Origin of the sequence: Pseudomonas sp. TH37, assembly GCF_016650735.1 — a bacterium.
GTDB classification, from domain to species: Bacteria; Pseudomonadota; Gammaproteobacteria; order Pseudomonadales; family Pseudomonadaceae; genus Aquipseudomonas; species Aquipseudomonas farris.
In genome coordinates this window covers 182156-201997 of record NZ_JAEKFD010000007.1, presented here as the reverse complement: position 1 = coordinate 201997, position 19842 = coordinate 182156, and the positions used below count along the sequence as shown (strand labels likewise).

The 19842-nt window shown below is 60.3% G+C and carries 14 protein-coding genes; 4 read left to right on the top strand and 10 right to left on the bottom strand.

Features of this window, described 5'->3' with window-relative positions; all coding sequences use genetic code 11:
• Positions 1-10 precede the first annotated feature (10 nt).
• Both glyA and JFU11_RS19080 read right to left on the bottom strand, forming a co-directional pair.
• On the bottom strand, positions 11-1264 hold the full coding sequence (glyA, locus tag JFU11_RS19085; RefSeq protein WP_123719617.1) for a serine hydroxymethyltransferase: 1254 nt from the start codon (positions 1262-1264) through the stop codon (positions 11-13).
• A gap of 318 nt (positions 1265-1582) precedes the next feature.
• A complete protein-coding gene (locus JFU11_RS19080; protein WP_201121345.1) occupies positions 1583-2299 on the bottom strand; it encodes a TraX family protein in 717 nt (238 codons plus the stop codon).
• A 131-nt stretch (positions 2300-2430) separates the two neighbouring features.
• Between JFU11_RS19080 and JFU11_RS19075 the strand changes: the two genes are divergently transcribed.
• On the top strand, positions 2431-3471 hold the full coding sequence (locus JFU11_RS19075; RefSeq protein WP_123719619.1) for a low specificity L-threonine aldolase: 1041 nt from the start codon (positions 2431-2433) through the stop codon (positions 3469-3471).
• A 242-nt stretch (positions 3472-3713) separates the two neighbouring features.
• A complete protein-coding gene (locus tag JFU11_RS19070) occupies positions 3714-4538 on the top strand; it encodes an NAD(P)-dependent oxidoreductase (protein ID WP_201061799.1) in 825 nt (274 codons plus the stop codon).
• A gap of 105 nt (positions 4539-4643) precedes the next feature.
• On the opposite strand, the gene gbcB is transcribed toward JFU11_RS19070, so the two are convergent.
• Positions 4644-5744: a glycine-betaine demethylase subunit GbcB gene (gene gbcB, locus JFU11_RS19065; protein WP_123719621.1), complete on the bottom strand. Its 1101-nt coding sequence runs from the start codon at positions 5742-5744 to the stop codon at positions 4644-4646.
• A gap of 282 nt (positions 5745-6026) precedes the next feature.
• On the opposite strand from gbcB, the gene gbcA reads away from it, so the two are divergent.
• Positions 6027-7322 (top strand): glycine-betaine demethylase subunit GbcA, encoded by a 1296-nt coding sequence (gbcA, locus tag JFU11_RS19060; protein WP_030128547.1) that lies wholly within the window; start codon positions 6027-6029, stop codon positions 7320-7322.
• Positions 7323-7443: 121 nt separating this feature from the next.
• On the opposite strand, the gene JFU11_RS19055 is transcribed toward gbcA, so the two are convergent.
• From JFU11_RS19055 to JFU11_RS19045, 3 genes are all read right to left on the bottom strand, one after another.
• Complete coding sequence (locus JFU11_RS19055; protein WP_123719622.1) at positions 7444-8688, bottom strand: metallophosphoesterase; 1245 nt, start codon at positions 8686-8688, stop codon at positions 7444-7446.
• Positions 8689-8714: 26 nt separating this feature from the next.
• Positions 8715-10583, bottom strand: a complete 1869-nt coding sequence (locus JFU11_RS19050; protein WP_201061797.1) for a hypothetical protein — start codon at positions 10581-10583, stop codon at positions 8715-8717.
• A 136-nt stretch (positions 10584-10719) separates the two neighbouring features.
• The gene (locus tag JFU11_RS19045; RefSeq protein WP_201061795.1) at positions 10720-14178 is read right to left on the bottom strand and encodes an alpha/beta fold hydrolase; all 3459 of its coding nucleotides are present in this window, start codon (positions 14176-14178) and stop codon (positions 10720-10722) included.
• Positions 14179-14691: 513 nt separating this feature from the next.
• On the opposite strand from JFU11_RS19045, the gene JFU11_RS19040 reads away from it, so the two are divergent.
• The gene (locus JFU11_RS19040) at positions 14692-14922 is read left to right on the top strand and encodes a hypothetical protein (protein WP_201061793.1); all 231 of its coding nucleotides are present in this window, start codon (positions 14692-14694) and stop codon (positions 14920-14922) included.
• A gap of 332 nt (positions 14923-15254) precedes the next feature.
• Here the strand turns inward: JFU11_RS19040 and JFU11_RS19035 are convergent, their stop codons facing one another.
• Genes JFU11_RS19035 through dgcB form a run of 4 tightly spaced genes read right to left on the bottom strand, consistent with a single transcriptional unit; the run spans position 15255 to position 19798 of the window.
• Positions 15255-15821 carry a GNAT family N-acetyltransferase gene (locus JFU11_RS19035; RefSeq protein ID WP_123719624.1) on the bottom strand — a complete coding sequence of 189 codons (567 nt, stop codon included), beginning with the start codon at positions 15819-15821 and terminating at the stop codon, positions 15255-15257.
• 21 nt (positions 15822-15842) lie between these two features.
• Positions 15843-16613, bottom strand: coding sequence for an electron transfer flavoprotein subunit beta (locus tag JFU11_RS19030; RefSeq protein ID WP_030128552.1), 771 nt, complete (start codon positions 16611-16613; stop codon positions 15843-15845).
• A gap of 15 nt (positions 16614-16628) precedes the next feature.
• Positions 16629-17849, bottom strand: a complete 1221-nt coding sequence (locus tag JFU11_RS19025; protein WP_038981121.1) for an electron transfer flavoprotein subunit alpha/FixB family protein — start codon at positions 17847-17849, stop codon at positions 16629-16631.
• Positions 17849-19798 (bottom strand): dimethylglycine demethylation protein DgcB, encoded by a 1950-nt coding sequence (dgcB, locus tag JFU11_RS19020; RefSeq protein ID WP_201061791.1) that lies wholly within the window; start codon positions 19796-19798, stop codon positions 17849-17851. The genes JFU11_RS19025 and dgcB overlap by 1 nt, the downstream gene beginning before the upstream one ends.
• Positions 19799-19842: the final 44 nt, after the last annotated feature.

Here is a 19842-nt window from a genome sequence, read left to right as displayed (position 1 = left end):
AAAACCGCGCTCAGCGATAAACCGGGAAGTCCGCGCACAGGGCTGCCACTTGCTGCGCGACATTGGCCTCGACATCGGCGTCGCCGAGGTTGTCGAGGATGTCGCAGATCCAGCCGGCCAGTTCAGTGCACTGGGTAACCTTGAAGCCACGAGTGGTCACCGCCGGGGTGCCGATACGCAGGCCGGAGGTCACGAACGGCGACTGTGGATCATTCGGGACAGCGTTCTTGTTCACAGTGATGTGGGCGCGACCGAGTGCTGCGTCCGCCTCTTTGCCGGTGAGGCCCTGACGGATCAGGCTGACCAGGAACAGGTGGTTATCGGTGCCGCCGGACACTACATCGTAGCCGCGTTTGATAAATACGCCGGCCATGGCCTGGGCGTTGTCGATCACTTGTTGCTGGTAAGCCTTGAAGCCAGGCTCCAACGCTTCCTTGAAGCACACCGCCTTACCGGCGATTACGTGCATCAGCGGGCCGCCCTGGGCACCCGGGAAGACTGCCGCGTTGAGCTTCTTCTCGATTTCTTCGTTGGACTTGCACAGGATCAGGCCGCCACGTGGACCGCGCAGGGTCTTGTGGGTGGTGGTGGTGACCACATCGGCATACGGCAGCGGATTCGGGTACAGACCGGCAGCGACCAGACCGGCGACGTGAGCCATGTCGACGAACAGCAGCGCACCGACCTTGTCAGCGATCTGGCGGAAGCGTGGGAAGTCGAGGGTCTTGGAGTAGGCCGAGAAGCCGGCGACGATCATCTTCGGCTTGCATTCGACGGCCAGGCGCTCCACTTCGTCGTAATCGATCAGACCGGTTTTGGTGTCGATACCGTACTGCACGGCGTTGTACAGCTTGCCCGAGGACGACACCTTGGCACCGTGGGTCAGGTGACCACCGTGGGCCAGGCTCATGCCCAGAATGGTGTCGCCGGCTTGCAGCAGGGCCAGGTACACGGCGCTGTTGGCCGAGGAACCGGAGTGCGGCTGCACGTTGGCGTAATCGGCGCCGAACAGTTGCTTGGCGCGTTCGATGGCCAGGGCTTCAACCTTGTCCACGTGCTCGCAACCACCGTAGTAGCGCTTGCCCGGATAGCCTTCGGCGTACTTGTTGGTCAGGCCGCTGCCCTGCGCTTCCATGACGCGTTTGCTGGTGTAGTTCTCTGACGCGATCAGCTCGATGTGATCTTCCTGGCGTTGCTCCTCGGCATTCATCGCCGCCAGCAGTGCATCGTCGTAACCCTTGATCTGGTCTTGCTTGCTGAACATCGCGTCTCTCCCAGCGGCATCTATGCGCCATTCGTCTCGGTAAGGCACTGGCGTTACGGCAGTGCCCTTTGGATGCGATGGTATGACCGGCGCAGACAGGTCAAATGCCTATGGACGCCACGCAAAGGTGCGTTTACGACATGGGCCAGAAAGGCAGGACCAGGGAAGGCTCTTGTGGCGAAGGAGCTTGCTCCCGCTCGGCTGCGCAGCAGTCGTAAAAACGACCAACACGATCAACCTGACGAACCGCATGCACTGGGTTTGGGGCTGCTACGCAGCCCAGCGGGAGCAAGCTCCCTCGCCACAAGAGTATGGGGATCAGGCGATGAGTTGGCGCAAGGCCAGAAGCACGAGGAAATGCGCGGGATAGAGCGCGTAAGCCCAGCGACGCATCGGCGGTGGCCGGATGCCTTGGGCATGTCGCAAGAGCAACAGCCCCAGCAATGGCGCAATCAGACAAGCGGCAATGCCGAGCATCGCTGCGCTGCTATGAAGTCGTGCAGCGTAATACAGCACTTGCCATTGATTGGCCGCCAGACAGACCAGCCCCGGCAGCAGGCTGAAATACCAGGGCCGTTGGATCACCAGCAACATCGCCAGCGGCAACAGCACGCCGAAGAACCCGAACATCAGTCGCTCCGGGAACAGTGCTGCCAGCAAAAGTGCACCGGCCGCCAATAGCCGCGATTGAAGCATCTGGTTCTGCCAGCCAAGCGCGACCAACAGCCCCAGAATCAACGTGGGCAACACGTTCAAGGTGTTGTGATCAGGAATGTACATCCGGTAGGGAATTTCGCTCAGAGCGCTAAACAGCAACAACCAACCGAGGTAACGCCACTGGCCATCCGTCGTTACTGCACGGGTTCGCGACAGGTTCGCCGCCATCGCCAGACAGAACCACGGGAACGCCAACCTACCCGGCACATACAGCAGATCGATGGAATAACCGACATATCGCAGGTGATCGAGCACCATGCTCAGCAGCGCGAGCCACTTGAGCAGATCCAGCGCCCCATCCCGTTGCGTCATGTGCATAATTGCCCGTCAACCGTGTATTTTTCTGACAGCAACATCCCGTGTGCTCCCCGGACGATCTTCGGTAAAGTGCGCACCATCATTGACCACGAAGCTCTTCACCATAAGAGCCTCGATTACGGAAGCCGGCCATGACCGATAAGAGCCAACAATTCGCCAGCGACAACTATTCCGGTATCTGCCCTGAAGCCTGGGCTGCCATGGAACAGGCCAACCACGGCCACCAGCGCGCTTATGGCGACGATGAGTGGACCGCACGCGCAGCGGATCAATTCCGCAAACTGTTCGAAACCGACTGCGAAGTGTTCTTCGCCTTCAACGGCACCGCGGCCAACTCATTAGCCCTGTCATCACTGTGCCAGAGTTATCACAGCGTGATCTGCTCGGAAACCGCCCACGTCGAAACCGACGAATGCGGCGCACCGGAGTTTTTCTCCAACGGCTCCAAGCTGCTCATCGCCCGCACCGAGAACGGCAAGCTGACGCCGGAATCGATCCGCGAAATCGCCCTCAAGCGCCAGGATATCCACTACCCGAAACCGCGCGTCGTGACCCTGACCCAGGCTACCGAAGTCGGTAGCGTGTACACCCCGGCCGAAATCCGCGCCATCAGCGCCACCTGCAAAGAACTGGGCCTGAACCTGCATATGGACGGCGCACGCTTCTCCAATGCCTGTGCGTATCTGGGCTGCTCACCAGCCGACCTGACCTGGAAGGCCGGCGTTGACGTGTTGTGCTTCGGCGGCACGAAAAACGGCATGGCGGTGGGCGAAGCGATTCTGTTCTTCAACCACAAACTGGCCGAAGACTTCGATTACCGCTGCAAACAGGCCGGTCAACTGGCGTCGAAGATGCGCTTCCTCTCGGCGCCGTGGGTCGGGATTCTGGAAAACGATGCCTGGCTCAAATACGCCCGCCACGCCAACCACTGCGCGCAGCTGCTGGCCGAACTGGTGAGCGACATTCCGGGCGTGGAACTGATGTTCCCGGTACAGGCCAACGGCGTGTTCCTGCAACTGTCGGAACCGGCCATTGCCGCATTGACTGCCAAGGGCTGGCGCTTCTACACCTTCATCGGCAACGGCGGCGCACGGTTCATGTGCTCGTGGGACACCGAAGAAGAACGCGTGCGCGAATTGGCGACGGATATTCGGGAAGTCATGGCAGCCTGACGCCCCAAGCTTTTGTGGCGAGGGAGCTTGCTCCCGCTCGGCTGCGCAGCAGTCGTAAAAACCAACCAACGCGGTCTGCCTGACAGGCCGCATGCTCAGGCTTTGGGGCTGCTGCGCAACCCAACGGGGGCAAGCCCCCTCGCCACAAAAAGCCCTGATGCAAAATGCCCCGCAAGAGTTGGTCTACATTGACTGGCGAGCCGTTTCGATCCGCTCAGATAACAACAATCAGGAGCGTACGCATGTCATTACAAGGCAAAACCCTGTTCATCACCGGCGCCAGCCGTGGCATTGGGCGTGAGATTGCGCTGCGGGCAGCAAAGGACGGGGCCAACATCGTGATTGCCGCCAAAAGCGCCACTCCTCACCCCAAACTGCCTGGCACCATCTTCAGCGTGGCGGCGGAGGTTGAAGCCGCGGGCGGCAAGGCGTTGGCTTTGCAGGTGGATGTGCGTGATGAAGTTGCTGTGCGCCAGGCCATGACCGACGCCAGTGCACATTTCGGCGGCATCGATGCGCTGATCAACAATGCCGGGGCGATCAAGCTGACCGGCGTGCAACACATCGAACTCAAGCGCTTCGACCTGATGCATCAGATCAACACCCGCGCCGTGCTCCTTTGCAGCCAGGCTGCCCTGCCCTATCTGAAAAAATCCGCCGGGCACATCCTCAACCTGTCACCACCGCTGAACCTGGCCACCAAGTGGTTCGCCCAGTACAGCCCTTACACGGTGACCAAATACGGCATGAGCATGCTGACTTTGGGCATGAATGAGGAGTTCGCCTCCTACGGCATCAGCGTTAATTCCCTGTGGCCGCAGACCATGATCGCCACTGCCGCCATCGAGTTTCAGCTGGGGTCACGCGAGTCGTTCAAGCATGCGCGTTCGCCGGCAATTATGGCGGATGCTGCTTACGCGATTCTGGATAGCAGTGGCCGCAGCATTACCGGGCGCTTGCTGATTGATGAGGAGATTCTGCGGGAGCATGGCGTGACCGAATTCGATCATTACCGCTTTGAGCCCGGCACCCAAGACAAGCTGATGCCAGACTTGTTTGTGGACTGAAATACCAACCATTGTGGGGGCGGGCTTGCTCGCGAAAGCGGTGTGTCAGGCAACATCAATGTTGACTGCGCTGCCGTCTTCGCGAGCAAGCCCGCTCCCACAGGTTCAAAACTCGATCCGCACATCGCCCTTCGGCACGCTGCAGCACGACAGGATGAACCCTTCGGCTTCGTCTTCCTCGGTAATCCCGCCGTTGTGGTCCATTTCGACCTCGCCCCCCAGCTTCATCACCTTGCAGGTCCCGCAGATCCCCATCCCGCAGGCTTTCGGGATCAGCAGGCCAAGCTTGGCCGCCGCCGCATGCACGGTTTCGCCCGGCGCCACGCGAATGCTTTTGCCGGACGCGGTGAATTCGACCTGATGCAGGTCGGCAACGTCGACTTCCGGTGCATCTGCTGCGATTTCGGCTTGTTCCACCGCGTCGGCACGGGCTTCCGCTGGTGTCGCACCAAAGGATTCCTCGTGATAACGCGTCATGTCGAAACCGGCCGTCTCGAGCATGCGCTTGACCGCGTTCATGTATGGGGTCGGGCCGCAGCAGAAGACTTCACGCTCAAGGAAGTCCGGCGCCATCAGTTCGAGCATCTTGTGATTCAGGTAACCGCGATAACCGGCCCACGGCTCGCCTAGACCATGTTTCTCGCAAATCAGGTGCAGGCTGAAGTTATCGATCCGCGACGCCATGTGTTCCAGCTCGCGATGATAAATGATGTCTTTGGGCGACCGGGCGCTGTGGATAAACACCATGTCGACGTTGCCGTTGGTGTCGTAGAACCAGCGAGCCATCGACATAACGGGCGTGATGCCAACGCCACCGCTGAGGTAGAGCACTTTCGGCGCGGTGAAATCCATGGCGTTGAACAGCCCGACCGGCCCGTGTACCGCCAGTTCCTGGCCTTCATGCAGGGTGTCGTGCAACCAGTTGGACACCTTGCCACCCGGCACGCGCTTGATGGTCACCGAAAAGCTGTACGGCACCGACGGCGAGCTGGAAATGGTGTAGGAGCGCATAATCGGCACGCCGTCGATTTCCAGCTCCAGGGTGACGAACTGCCCGGGCTTGAAAAAGAACAGGATTGGCTGGTCGGCCATAAAGCAGAAGGTGCGCACATCCCAGGTTTCCTGGATGACTTTGACGCAACGGACAATATGTCGACCATTGGCCCAGGTCTGGGTGGTTACCGGGTTCAGGAAGCTGTTGGACATGCTGATCTCCACGGCCGACTGCCGGCCTTCATGTTGGCGATTCTGCGTATAGCGCAGCCCCTCCATTTACCTATCTGCGACATTCACATACTTATCGCGACCAGCCCCCAATTACCGGGGGTTGCGCGTCGGGAACAGATTGGGCCATGTCGCCCATGGATAAGGTTCTGGCGAGCGCCGGCCCCACACTCGCCCCATACCAAGACACAACCTTTACACCTTGCGTAGCAAACCTGATCAGCCACTTTCGCGGCCACGCAGATGGCCTTGAGGAAACACACGATGGACGTCACCACTACCCTGAGCCTGGGCGATCCACTGGAACCCGCACGCAAGGCCACCGCGCAGATGCTGCAAGAGCGCGAGCGCACTTTCTCGCTGCCGCAGCCGTTTTACTCTGACGAGCGGCTGTTTGATATCGACATGCAGGAAATCTTTCAGAAAGAGTGGCTGATCGCCGGCATGACCTGCGAAATCCCGACCAAGGGCAACTACCTGACCCTGCAAGTCGGCAAGAACCCGATCATCGTGATTCGTGGCGCCGACGGCGTGGTCCATGCGTTCCACAACGTCTGCCGTCACCGCGGTTCGCGGCTGTGCACCAGTGAAAAAGGCAAAGTCGCCAAACTGGTCTGCCACTACCACCAGTGGACGTATGAGCTGGACGGTCGCCTGCTGTTCGCCGGCACCGAAATGGGCGCCGACTTCGACATGAAGCAGTACGGCTTGAAGCCTGTGAATGTGAAAACCGCTGGCGGTTACATCTTCATCAGCCTGTCGGAGAACCCGCCGGCCATTGATGACTTCCTGTCGACGCTGAACCATTACATGGAACCGTACGACATGGAGAACACCAAGGTGGCGATCCAGACCACCTTGTTCGAAAAGGCCAACTGGAAACTGGTGCTGGAAAACAACCGCGAGTGCTACCACTGCAACGCGTCGCACCCGGAACTGTTGAAAACCCTGCTGGAATGGGACGACGTCACCGACCCGCGTGCCGACCAGGCCTTCAAGGACCACGTCGCTGCTTCGGCCGCTGCCTGGGAAGCCGAGAAGATCCCTTACGCCCACGCCAGTTTCGGCCTGCGTAACCGTATCGTGCGCATGCCGCTGCTCAAGGGCACCGTGTCGATGACGATCGACGGCAAGCAGGGCTGCAAAAAACTCATGGGCCGGATCCAGAACCCGGACCTGGGCTCGATGCGCATCCTGCACCTGCCGCACTCGTGGAACCACTGCATGGGCGACCACATCATCGTGTTCACCGTGTGGCCGATCAGTGCTCAGGAAACCATGGTCACCACCAAGTGGATCGTCCACAAGGACGCGGTCGAAGGCGTGGACTACGACGTGGAGCGCATGCGCCAGGTCTGGGATGCTACCAACGACCAGGACCGTCGCCTGGCCGAAGAAAACCAGCGCGGGATCAACTCCACCGCGTACCAGCCAGGGCCTTACTCCAAGACCTATGAGTTTGGCGTGGTGAACTTCGTGGATTGGTACAGCGAGCGTCTGCTGAACAACCTGGGGGCCGAGCCTGCGCCGTACCTCAAAGGTGTTCCGGTTCAAGGCTAAGAGCAAAAGCATCGCGGGCAAGCCCGCTCCCACAAGGATCGGCGGCGTACACAGATTTTGTGAACACCCCCATCACTGTGGGAGCGGGCTTGCCCGCGATGAGGCCAACACGGTCACCCCGTTAACTCGAAGACCACCGCACCGACCCGTCCTCCCCAATAAACGTTTCTTCGATGTTCTCCCCCACCAGCCGCACCTTCACATAACCGTTCAACACCCGATCCGGGTACGCCTCATCCCGCGCATTTTCCGTTTCCGACCACAGCACCCGCGCATGCCCGTTCAGCTCGCTGGCATTGCCGTAGGGAATCGCCCCGTGCCCGGCGCAGCGCGCATGCAACCCGCCTTGAGCGGCGTAGCAGATGCCGTTGTGCAAATGCCCCCAATACCAGTAATCCGGCTCACGGCCCAAGGCATCGCACACCGGTTGATACAGCGCCGTCTTGTTGTGCCCGGAAATGTCGAAGCCCTGGTGATGACTGAGCACCATGATCTTCTTGCGCTGAGGCAGGTCTTTCATCCAGTCGATCTGCTCCTTGTTCAGTGCACCGTCCATGTACAGGTTGATCGCATCCGAGGCGTAAGCCGTGTCGAGCCCGATCACCAGCCAGTCATCGTTGTACAACGCAAAATAACTGGTGCCCTGCTGCGCCGGGAAACGCTTGGCCAGTTCCTTGAAATAGCCATGGGCACCGCTGTACATCTCGTGATTGGAGTTGAGGGTGAACGAGCCGTGCTTGCCCATGGGCCAGCCGACCATGTCGACGTCTTCCTGGGAGCGGGTGCCGGCGTAATACACATCCCCCAGATGAATGGTGAAGTCAGCCTGGGCCAGTTGCATCTGGTTGGCCACCGACACCGCCGGAGCATGGCTGTCGAACGGCCCGGTGCCCCAGTCGCCGGCGATGGCCAGGGTCACGTCACTGTCCATGCGCATCAGCGCCGGGTTGGTGGCGAACGGCGCGTGATGCCGCAGGTTCTCGATCCATTTGAGCAACGCCTCGCTCCACAACAGATCCAGCAGCTCCCATTTGCGACAACCGAGCAGGCTGCCGTCCTTGAGCACTCGGGTTTGCAGCTCGTCTACCGATTGCGGCAAGGGGCTGGCGTTGCCGATGTGCAGGATCGACAAGCCGTGGGACAACTCCCACGGCACACTCGGCTGATCGTCTGGCATATCGCCGTGCTTGAGCACGTATTGCGCCTGATCGTGACCCCGTTGCAGCAGCGCGACGATGGCTTCGAACTCCTCCGGTTCAAGCTCGCTGACGAGCTTCTTCCAGGCCATTTCCAGGCGAGTGAACAAGCCGTGTACGCGTAGCTTGACCTTGTCGTACTCGTGTTCCCAATGACTGACTAATGACATGTCGTTTTCCTCCATCCGTAGTGGAATTACAGGGTTTTCATGAACTCGATGAGCGCCCGCTTATCGAGTTCCGACAGCTGCGTGCCGTACAGGTGGCCGCCGTTGTGGTTGCCCTCCAGACGGGTGTCGTATTTGAAGTCCGCCGAGGCTTTCATCTGCGCGCCACTGGTGACGAAGCCGACCTTGTCCGGGTCGTACACATCGGAGCCGGTGAAGAACACCAGCGGCCTCTTTTCCGGTGGTTGCAGCAAGTCCCACAGGGTCGGTACCGAACCGTTATGCAGATACGGCGCGCGTAACCAGACGCCGTCGGTGGGCGTGTTGCTGTAGCTCTGGGTTTTGCGATAGGCGCCAAAGTCGAACGGTGATTTCTTGAAGCCATGGAAAGCCGTCACCAAACCATTGGTGAACGAGTTGAGCCGATGGGGATCAGTGCCCAGTTCCTCAATGTTGGTGGTGACCTGACCGGTGTCGGTGCGGCCGAAATCGTGGCAACCGGCGCAGTTGTTTTCCCAGACCGGTTTGCCCCGTGCGACTTTGGCCTGATCCAGCGCGAACGGCCATGTCGGCGCCTTGTGGCCCAGCAACCAGTTGGTCACGCGGTTGAAACTGGCCGGCAGCACCGACTCCGGCGTCGCGCCCACCGCCATGGCCGCCGCGTAGTTGCGCTCATGGATGTCGTTGTTGTTGCCGTCCCAGTGCAGGTACAGCGACTCCCGAGGCTTCTGGTTCCAGACTTGCGGCAAGTCGACCGTGCCGATGGTCGAGTCATCCGGGAAGCCGAACACCACCATTTTTGTCGGGTTGAAGGTGTCGGTGCGCCCCGGCCCTTGCGGCGCGCGCAGGCGTTGCCAGGCATAGGCCTGCTTCTGTTTGACCAGCGCGCTCGTGGCCATCGGAATGATCACGTAGCGGTTGTACAACCGCTCGAAGAACCCGAGCTGGAACTTGCTGTTGATCGCCGTCATCACCGCGTCTGGGGTGAATTTCGGATCGCTGGCGCAATTGTAGGCGAACCACTGGAAGGCCTGCAGTTGCAGGGTATTGGCCGGCGCGGTGGTCACCGGGATGGCGACGTCGCTGGTATTGGCCCGGTAGGAACCGGTGTGACACAGGGCGCAGTTGGGCTCTACGGTCGGGTAGCCGATCTGCCGCTTGGCCATGCCGATCGGCAGGTCCTTGCCATTCTCGTAGAGGAAACCGAAGACTTCATAGCCGCCGGGTTTCGGCAGTTTATCCGGGCACATTTGCGGCAATACGGCGAACAGGTAATAGGGAATCCGCGCTTCGATGCCTAGGCCGATGGCGCCGTATTTGTAGTGATCCTCATCGGAGGCGTATTGCTCTTCCGGTACCACCCGCAGCATCTGGTACCAGGTCTCATAGCCGATAAACCCCAACGCCAGCACCACGACCAGCGTGGCAACCTTGAAGCTGTGCCGCTGCCAGCGTCGCGCCCACGCTGCGCGCCACTCATGCCAGCCGTCGCGAAGCAACGCCAAGGGCCGATTGGCCGGCGCGCTGCCCCGGTACAACAGAATCCCGAGGATCAGGAACATGCTCAGATCACCCAGTAGCATCGGCACAAATACCTGTGCCTGGTTGCTGGTGTTGATCAGGTAGATCCAGAACGCAACGGCGACCAATCGCGACAGCACGCATAGCCATGAATGCACGACGTATCTTGGTGCGTTGAAGCCAGACGGCATGTAGAACAGGCTGATCCCCACCAACAGCATGCCGGCGTTTTCCAGCCACGGATCGGAGAGCTGCGGCGGCATCCCGAGCATTGAGGTCAGCAACGCCGGCGCAAACAGCGCCGGAATCGCGAAAACCATGTTCATCACAATGCCTAGCCAGATGAAGCGTTGAAACCAGCGGATGTAACTGTCCATGGCATCCATTTCCTTTTGTCCATTTCGAGCGCGACACCACTCCCGTAGGAGCTGCCGCAGGCTGCGATCTTTTGATCTTGTTTTTTAAAGCAAAGTCAAAAGATCGCAGCCTGCGGCAGCTCCTACAGGGGTTGCGTCAACCCTGAGCGGTTTTCTCCAGGTGTTGCAGGATGATCGGGTACACATCGAGCACCGCATTCTTTCCGAACATGCAGTCGATATGCCCGTAACCCGGCACCACATGGCGGCTGTAGCGCTCCGGCCCATGGACTTTGCACACGCGCTCATAGGTCTTGAGCGTGCTTTCCGGCAGGTAGCACTGGTTGTCTTCGCCGCTGATGAAGCAGATCGGCATGGTCAGCCGGTCGAAGTGCGGCATGTAGACGTCCTGGCCCTTGAAGTCCACCAGATGACCTTTGCGCAGGATCAACGCCAAGTGCTCGAAGGTCTGCATGTTCGATTCACCGAACAGCTCATGCAGGTTGTCATGCAGGGTCTCGTTGAGCGTGTCGTGGCGGTACAACGACGCGTACATGAAGGTGATGCGATGGCACACCGGGTTGGTGCAGTAGCCCTGAGCCTCGATGCGGGCATACCCGTTGAGAGCCTTGTCGTAGAGCTTGTTGAACCAGCTCTCCTTGTTGTCGGCATACGCGGTGAGGGATTTGATGCCGATGGCGTCAAGCATCCCCGGAAGGTGCAGACCTGCCTTGAGCCCGGTTGCCGTGGCGACCACCGTATCCGCGGCGATCTGCGAACACACCACCGAACGCACGCCCTGCAATCCGGCCAGCAGCGACATGAAGAAAGTCGTCGCGCCGTAGCAATGCACCACGCATTGCACGTCCGCGGCCTTGGTTGCTTGCTGGATCTGCGCGATGGCGGCCTTGAAGTCGTACTGCGCAATCTGGTCGCCATTCCATTCCTTCTTGCTCGCGGGCAACAGAATGCTCACTCGCAAATCCAGCAACCAGACGTCGTACTCGTGCTTGCACAGGTACTCCAGCAGGTTGGTCTGGATGGTGTCGGTGGAGAAAATATTCGAACCCACGCCCAAGCCATGCACCAGCATCACCGGCCCTTTGCTGCCACCCTGATAGCGGGTCAGGCGTAGCTGTACGTTGTCTTCGGTCTGGAAGAAATGCACGCTCGGGGTCGGCGCATCCAGCGGGCGTTTCTGCCGTGGCGGTGCATCGGGATTGAAGTAGATGTCACCCGCGAATACCCCGCCGTAGCTCTCCCACAAGATGCCGGCGAAGAACTTGCCGAACCGCGCCAGCCCGTCGATGCGCTCGCGTTCGTTGCGGGCATTGAGCACCTTCATGGTGGTCATCTGCTTGGCGAAATCGACTGGATGGATGTGCATTACACCCGAACCAATCACTTCACCGGTCTTGTCCGATCCGCGATACAGCGTCACATAGAGGGTGCTGGTGTCGTGCCAGACGTTCAGCACGCCGTTGTCTTCGGGCACCGTTTTGAACGCACTGAAGTAATAATCGCTGCCGTCCTCGGCGGTCAGTTTCATGTCGTATTTCATGTGCCGCACGCCGACCTGTTCCTGATATTCCTCGAACAGATTGAATACGCCATTGCTGGCGGTCAGCGGTTCCGGCGACAGGCCCGGCGCATTGAGCGTGCCGACCAGCGTCGCGGCGTGTTGCGGCTCCTTGATCATGCGGTTGAGGTCGTTGGCGGTGATGGTCAGGGTGAACTCGATCGGCGAGTTCTCTGACTCGCCGCGTGTGGCCGCCGCCTCGTAGAGTTTGAGATCGGTGCCTTGAGGCTGAGTGAAGTCTTTGGAGAAATAGCCCTTCATGGTTTCGGTGAACTGCACCCCGAGAGTCGGCGGCGCCACCTGTTTGCGCGGCGCCGAGGGCAGCGTGTAGTCGATGTGCCAACCGCGATCGGCCGCCAGCAGGCCCATGTTGCGCTCGCTCACGGCGGAAATGGTCAGCAGCGGATTGACCGCCAGGGAGGTCGGAATCACCGCGCCGTCGGTCACGTACAACCCGGCATAGACATTGGTGCCACTGGTACTGCTGAACACCTGGCCCTTGTGGTTGACCACGCCTTGCTCCGCGTCCTCGCCCATGACGCAACCGCCCAACGGGTGGACGGAAACGATGCTGTGTTTGAGCAGCTCGGTCCAGATCGGATTCTCGACCCAGATCCCGCCTAATGCCTTGGTGCTCTGGTGCAGACGCTCGTTACCGAGTTTGACGTTTTCCTGCTCGCCAACACCCGGCCAGTCGATGCGCAGCTGATCCTTGCTGTCGAGCACCATGCGACCCTTGCCGTCGTCGTGGCTCATGATCAGGTAGGTCTGCATGTTATGCAGGGCGCCGTGATACGGGCCGCGCAGGAAGCTTTCGGTTTCTCGCTCGGCGTACTTGAGCTTGCCGCTGAAGCTGTCATCGGTGGGCTTGCCGATCAACCCGGCGAACGCGGCCATGCTCGGCACCATGGGCCGGCCGAGCGCGCCGGGGATCGAGCCTTCTTCGATGACCATGCGGCTGCGCCAGTCGCCTTCGGTGCGCATGTCGATGATCGAGGTGATGCACGGGCCGACCGGTTTCATTTCACTGGCCGGGTGCGCGCCGAAACCGATGCCGTTGATCGCTTGGTCGCAGTTGTGGCCGAAACCGAGAATGTCACCGTTGCCGCTCATGTTCTCGCCGAGCTGATCGGACGTCGCCAGACCTTTGTCCCGAGAACGCAGGAGGATTTCGGTGGAACCCAGGGTGCCCGCCGAAACCACGACGACGTCAGCCTTGACGAATAGCGTCGGTGCCGAGAACTTCTCGCGGCCGCTGTCCAGGTATTGGAAATGCACGATCCAGCCGTCGCCGTCGCCGTCGCGCTCCAGGTGCCGCACCTCGGCCTGGCAGAAAATCTCCGCGCCGTGGTTCCAGGCGTCCGGCAGGTAATTCATCAGCGTGGTGTTCTTGGCCTTGTTGTTACAGCCCGACACGCAGTCGCCGCAGTGGTTGCACGGTAATTGCTCGACGCCGACATGGTTGAGGTTGTTCGGCAGCTTGTCGAAGGTCACGTTGATCGGCGGCTTGTAGAAATGCGCACCTTGCTTGAGGTAGTCCGCAGACTTTTTGTTGGCGTCTAGTTTGGGCAGGTTCGGTGCGGTACTCGGGTATGGATTGGGCTTGAGCATCTCCCGAGCCCGGGCGTACCCATCCTTAAGCAGCGTGTCGCGGTGTTCACGCACCGCCAGCGGCCAGCGCGGATCGTCGAACACGCCGGGCTCCGGTTCCAGAGCGACGTTAGCGTTGATCAGCGACGTGCCGCCCAGGCCGCAACCGACCACCACGTTCTGCTGGGCATTGACGTGCAGGTCGAACAACCCGGTGCGCGAACCGATATGCCCGTCCGGGTCATGGACTTGCAGTTCTTCGGTGGCCGCCAGCATCGTATTAGGGTATTCGCCGGGCTGGATTTCCCGGCCTCGCTCCAGCAGACACACCCGCTTGCCGGCCCGGGACAGGCGCGACGCCGCGATCCCGCCGCCGTAGCCGGAGCCGATGACGATCACGTCGTAATGTTCCTTGATATCACTGATGGGCGTGGCGATCCGTGTCATGGGTCATTTCCTCTCAGGCAGATGGGCAACTCTGTGGTTGCCTGCAATCGATAGACGAACAAACGCCTGGTCACCGGGCACGGTCGGGCCTCAATGGCAGCAGCGTCAGGGGATGGGGAAAGGCTTCAGGCGCTATAGACGAGCGCGCTGATTGGTGGCGCGACGATGAATCCGTTTACGCAGCAAGGTGGCGGGTGTCGGTACACAGGTCATGCAGGGGCTGGGGTGCGAATGTGGCTGCGAGCGATGTGGCTGGCTATCCATCACGCGTTCTCCCTGAACCAGATGTGGATAAGTGACGGCTGTCCTTGTGCCATGAGAGTGAAGACAGACGACAGATTGAAGTCAAGGTAGTGCCTTAGAACTGTATGAAATCTGATCTATCGCGTTGTGGCCTATATGGGCCGTGGCTTGCAGGGTTTAGCGAACAAGTTATCCACATCTCCACCCACAGCTATTGGGGACAACTGTGGATGACGGGCTAAATTCATTCACAAAAAACCAAGAAAAACCGTGACTTATCCAGAAGCAGGGTTTTACGCAAGCATTGATCGTTTTTTGATCAGAAGTCTGCAGGCCACGGTTTATATGGCGTGTAGAGGATGGCGAACACCTTATCCACAGAAGCGCCAACAGACTTTGGGGGCAACTTTGCAGGTTCTGTGGAAAACCGCTGAAAGCCGCGAAAATTCAGGGTTTGCGGAAGGATCAGGGGGAGAAAAGGGTCAATTGAACATTATTTGATCAACCCACTGAAAGCCACGTTTTATATAGCCTGTAGCGGACAGCGAACATCTTATCCACAGAAGCGCCAACAGAGATTGGGGGCAAGTATCGGCTCACGAGCGAAGTTGTTCTGTGGAAAAAGCTCGAAAAAACCGTGGCTTACATTGGTTGTTTTTTGTACGGAAGGCTGGAGGACTTGATGGGCATGGGGTGTAGCGAGGGGCGAACATGTTATCCACAGAAGCACTAACAGGGATTGTGGGTAACGTGGGTGTGCACATAATCAGTGTTCGACACTGAACCCATGTGGGAGCGGCGGTGCGGCGATCCCACACGAACAGGGCTCAGCCTTAAGGCCGATACATCAAATAGGCTTCCCCCGTGACCCGAATCATTGGGTGGGGCGTGATCTGGCAGGTATCGACGATCCGGAAGCCATGGCGCTCATAAAACCGCCGGGCGCCGGTGTTCACCGCGTAGTCGATCAGGCTCAAGCCGTTGAGCTCCAACCGGTTGGCACGGTCGTAGGCGTAAGCGAGGAATTGTTTGCCCAAACCCTGATTGCGCCAGCCCTCATGCAGGGCCAGGCTCGAAATATACAGGGTGTCGGGGATTTCCATCGTGGCATACGGCGCCAGGACCGGATCGGTCACGGGAGCGGCCTGAGGGTCATGGCGCATCGCGTAGCTGTGCAGCATGCCGATGACCTTTCCCTCGGCCTGCGCGATCAGGCAGTTCTGATAGGAGAAATCAACGTCTTCACGTGCGTAACGACTGGCACCGACCTCCAGCAGGTCCTGGCCAGGCTGCGCCAGTTGGCTCCAGATGTAATCCGCCGCACCTTCTGATGAAATCTGAAACAAGCGAGCAATCTCCCGCGCATCCGCGCGCAGGGCCGAACGAAACTCAACTGCCATTTACCGGGCTCCACAGGACCGTTAGCGAACCACGCCTTCTTCAATCAGTAACTTGAGAATGGCTTCAGCGCCCGCCTGCGCGGTCACGCCCTTGAGCACCTGCCCGCCTCCGCCACTGGCCTTGGCCGTCGCGGCCTTCATGCGATCTGCACCGCTCTTGGCCTTGATCACTTTCAAGCGTTTGGGCCGTGGTTTGGCCGGTTGCAGCGTGGCCACCGCCAGCAGTTCATCGTCAATCACCTCGACTTCATCCGCCTGCAATACCCCGCGACGGGCCGGACCGTAGGCGCTCTGCCGAGGCTTGGGCGCTGCGTTATCCACAGTCGCCAGAAACGGCAGGCGCACTTTCAAGCGCCGACGCTGCCCACGAGGCAAGGCCTGCAGCACCAGCGCCGAACCACCGTCGATGGATTCGACCTGCGCCAACCCCACCACCAGCGGCCAGCCAAGACTTTCCGCCAACAGGAACGGCAACATGCCCGAGCCTTCACCGGTTTCCGCCTGACTGCCGGTCAGCACCACTTGCGCCCCGGCATCGCGCAAATACGCGGTCAATGCTGGCAGCGCGTCAGCACCTTCCGGCTGCTCCAGCACATGCAGCTGCTCCAGGCCCATGCCCAGATAAGCGCGCAGTGCCGGTTCCGCGACGTCGCCGGCATGCAGCACTTGCAGGTTATCCCCAGCCAGTTGCAAACCCAGTTCAACCGCCCGCGCATCCTGCTCGGCGCGGCGTGGCCGGCCGGAGGTCGGGTGGGCGCCGATGGACACCAGGCTGATGATTTTCGTGCTCATAACCCTTTCCTTTCCTTAAGCCGCATCGCGCTTGGCTTCATTGCGGTAAGCCTCTACCGCATCGATCAAGGCTTGAAGAATCTCGGCGCTCTCGCCGATCACCGACAGGTCGGCCCGTTTGATCATGTCGCAGCCAGGATCGAGGTTGATCGCCACCACCTTGTCGCAGGCACCGATGCCTTGCAGGTGCTGGATCGCCCCGGAAATGCCCACCGCCACGTAAACCCGTGCTGTGACCCAAGTGCCGGACGCACCGACCTGACGGTCGCGGGCCATGAAGCCGTCGTCCACCGCCACTCGTGACGCACCTTCGGTCGCGCCCAACGCCTCGGCCGTCCTGTGGAAAAGTCCCCAGTCCTTGACCCCGTTGCCGCCGGAGAAGATGAATTCGGCTTCGGCCATCGGAATCGCCGCCGGGTCCACCGCCACCGCGCCCAGATCTTCGATCCGCGACAGGCTGCGTGCGACCGCTGTGGATAACTCCACTGGCAAGGCCTCGTGACGGGTTTCGCTGACCGGTTCAGCGCATTCGGCAGCAGCCAGAATCAAGCGTGCGACTGGACGCGCCAGGTCTTGCAACCCAGCACCGGCGCGGCCGATGCACTCCTGATCCTTGACCTGCCAGACCCGCGTGGCCGGGCGCTCGCCCAGTGCGGCGGCAAAGCGTCGACCAAGTTCGCCACCACCGCTGCGGCTGTCCGGCAGCAACCAGTGACGTGGGCTGAACTGGTTATCCACAGCCCGCAGGCCCTGGACGCGTTGTTCCGGTGCATAACCGCTGAATTCGTCGCCCTCAAGCACCAGCAAGCGATCCACGCCAGCCGTGGCGAAGGCGTTTTCCTTGTGCTCACCGAAGACCACAGCCAATACTGCGCCGTCCTTGCCGGCCAACTGATGAGCCAGGCCGAGCAAGTCGCGGTCGTGGCTGCTCAAGCGGCCGCCAACCATGTCCGGCACCACGCTGATGTAGAACGCAGGTGCAGCCACTTGATGCAGCGGCAATTGCACTTCAACCGCGGCCGAGCGTTTAGTCGCCCCGCCCTGCTGAGCGCCGCTGCGGTCAATCCGTTTGATGCCGTTGGGGCCGATAAAACCGATCCCGTGAGGATTTTTGCGGATGAGGCCGTTAGGCCCCATCCAGCTGTGTTGCGCCGGTTGCATGGCCGCGTGCAGCGGGTGCAGACGGTTGCGGGCGATCCATTCGGCGCGTGGGTCGCGGCGGATAATGTCGCTCATCAATGCACCTCCGCAGGTTCACGTTTGGCCGGTGCCGATGGCTTTCCCGGCGTTGCGTCTTCGAGCAACGCATCGGCCACCAGTTCGGCAATGTCCTTGATCATTGGACGCGGTTCGACCACGCCTTCGAGCATCGCAGTGCACTGTGGACAACCCACGGCCACCAGTTCGGCGCCGGTTTCGCGGATGTCTTCCATGCGCATGTCGGGAATCCGCTGCTTGCCCGGAATGTCGGTGATCGGCGCACCGCCACCGCCACCGCAGCAGCGAGAACGGAAACCGGAGCGTTGCATTTCCTTGATCTCGATGCCCAGCGCGCGCAGTACTTCACGCGGCGCCTCGTATTCGCCGTTGTAGCGACCGAGGTAGCACGGGTCGTGATAGGTCACGCTGCTGCCTTTGTGCTGGCCGAGGTTCAGGGCGCCTTCGCCAATGATCTCCGCCATGTAAGTGCTGTGGTGCTGTACGAGGTAGTTGCCGTCGAAGGCGCCGTACTCGTTTTTCAGCACGTGGAAACTGTGCGGGTCGCAGGTGACGATGCGGTTGAAGCTGTACTTGGCCAGGGTCTGGATGTTGCGCTTGGCCAACAGCTGGAAGGTCGCTTCGTCGCCCAAGCGTCGTGCCACGTCACCACTGTCACGCTCTTCAAGACCCAGCACTGCGAAGTCGACCTTGGCCGCTTTCAGCACTTTGACGAAGGCGCGCAGGGTGCGCTGGTTGCGCATGTCGAAAGCACCGTCGCCGACCCAGAACAGCACGTCGGTGGATTTCTTCTCGCTGAGCAGGTTCAGGTTCAAATCCGCCGCCCAGTTCATCCGCCCGCCTGGCGCGAAGCCGCCCGGGTTATCGGTGGCGATCAGGTTTTCCAGAACTTCGGCGCCCTTGTTCGGGGTCGCGCCTTTTTCCAGAGTCAGATGGCGACGCATGTCGACGATGGCGTCGACGTGCTCGATCATCATCGGGCATTCCTCGACGCAGGCACGGCAAGTGGTGCAGGACCACAGGGTTTCAGCATCCACCAGACCGTTGACGATTGGTTGATGCGGATTGCCACTGTGTTCGCCAATGGCTTTGCCCGGATACGGACTGCCAGCGAATTTGGCGTCAGTACCGCCAGCCAAACCAACGACCATGTCCTGAATCAGTTTTTTCGGGTTCAGCGGCTGGCCAGCGGCGAACGCCGGGCACGCCGCTTCGCATTTACCGCACTGCACGCAGGCGTCGAAGCCGAGCAGTTGGTTCCAGGTGAAATCCTTGGGTTTTTCCACGCCCAGTGGCGCGTTTGGATCGTTTAGGTCCAGCGGCTTCAAACCGGTGGAACGACCGCCACCAAAACGTTCGGCGCGACGGTGCCAGGCCAGGTGCAAGGCACCGGCGAAGGCGTGCTTCATCGGCCCGCCCCAGGTCATGCCGAAGAACAGTTCGCTAACGCCCCACAGCACGCCAACGCCGAGGATCGCAGCTACCAACCAACCACCGAAGTTTTCCGGAAGGATGCCAGCGACCGGCAGGGTCAGCAGGAAGAACGATGCCGAGAACGCCATCAGGCTTTTCGGCAAGCGCATCCACGGGCCTTTGGACAAGCGGGCCGGTGGGTTGCGACGGCGCAGGAACATAAAGATCGCGCCGACAAACATCACCGCCGACATCAGCAGCAGTGCATAACCGAGGATGCGGTTATGCAGGCCAAAGCCATGAACCAGAATCGCCAGCACAATGGACGCCACTGCACCACCAGCCGTGGCGACGTGGGTGTTGGCAATGTATTTGTCCCGCGCGACGACGTGGTGCAAATCGACCATGTAGCGTTTGGGCATGGCGAACAGACCGCCGATCAGGTCGACTTTCGAAGCCCGGCCCTGACGCCACATAGCCACCCGCCGCAACGCGCCCAGGACAGCCAGGCCCAAGGCAGCGAACAACAGGATTGGAAGAAGGGTGTTCAACATGTGGAGCTCCCAAAGACCTCGGGGTCTTGCAGGTCGAGATGCCT

What these genes read in the sequence shown, in the direction of transcription:
- dgcB (WP_201061791.1), bottom strand. Translation starts at nt 19,798, where the DNA reads ATGTTGAACACCCTTCTTCCAATCCTGTTGTTCGCTGCCTTGGGCCTG.
- gbcB (WP_123719621.1), bottom strand. Translation starts at nt 5,744, where the DNA reads ATGTCCAACAGCTTCCTGAACCCGGTAACCACCCAGACCTGGGCCAAT.
- JFU11_RS19070 (WP_201061799.1), top strand. Translation starts at nt 3,714, where the DNA reads ATGTCATTACAAGGCAAAACCCTGTTCATCACCGGCGCCAGCCGTGGC.
- JFU11_RS19045 (WP_201061795.1), bottom strand. Translation starts at nt 14,178, where the DNA reads ATGACACGGATCGCCACGCCCATCAGTGATATCAAGGAACATTACGAC.
- JFU11_RS19035 (WP_123719624.1), bottom strand. Translation starts at nt 15,821, where the DNA reads ATGGCAGTTGAGTTTCGTTCGGCCCTGCGCGCGGATGCGCGGGAGATT.
- JFU11_RS19055 (WP_123719622.1), bottom strand. Translation starts at nt 8,688, where the DNA reads ATGTCATTAGTCAGTCATTGGGAACACGAGTACGACAAGGTCAAGCTA.
- JFU11_RS19030 (WP_030128552.1), bottom strand. Translation starts at nt 16,613, where the DNA reads ATGAGCACGAAAATCATCAGCCTGGTGTCCATCGGCGCCCACCCGACC.
- JFU11_RS19080 (WP_201121345.1), bottom strand. Translation starts at nt 2,299, where the DNA reads ATGCACATGACGCAACGGGATGGGGCGCTGGATCTGCTCAAGTGGCTC.
- gbcA (WP_030128547.1), top strand. Translation starts at nt 6,027, where the DNA reads ATGGACGTCACCACTACCCTGAGCCTGGGCGATCCACTGGAACCCGCA.
- JFU11_RS19075 (WP_123719619.1), top strand. Translation starts at nt 2,431, where the DNA reads ATGACCGATAAGAGCCAACAATTCGCCAGCGACAACTATTCCGGTATC.
- JFU11_RS19025 (WP_038981121.1), bottom strand. Translation starts at nt 17,849, where the DNA reads ATGAGCGACATTATCCGCCGCGACCCACGCGCCGAATGGATCGCCCGC.
- glyA (WP_123719617.1), bottom strand. Translation starts at nt 1,264, where the DNA reads ATGTTCAGCAAGCAAGACCAGATCAAGGGTTACGACGATGCACTGCTG.
- JFU11_RS19050 (WP_201061797.1), bottom strand. Translation starts at nt 10,583, where the DNA reads ATGGACAGTTACATCCGCTGGTTTCAACGCTTCATCTGGCTAGGCATT.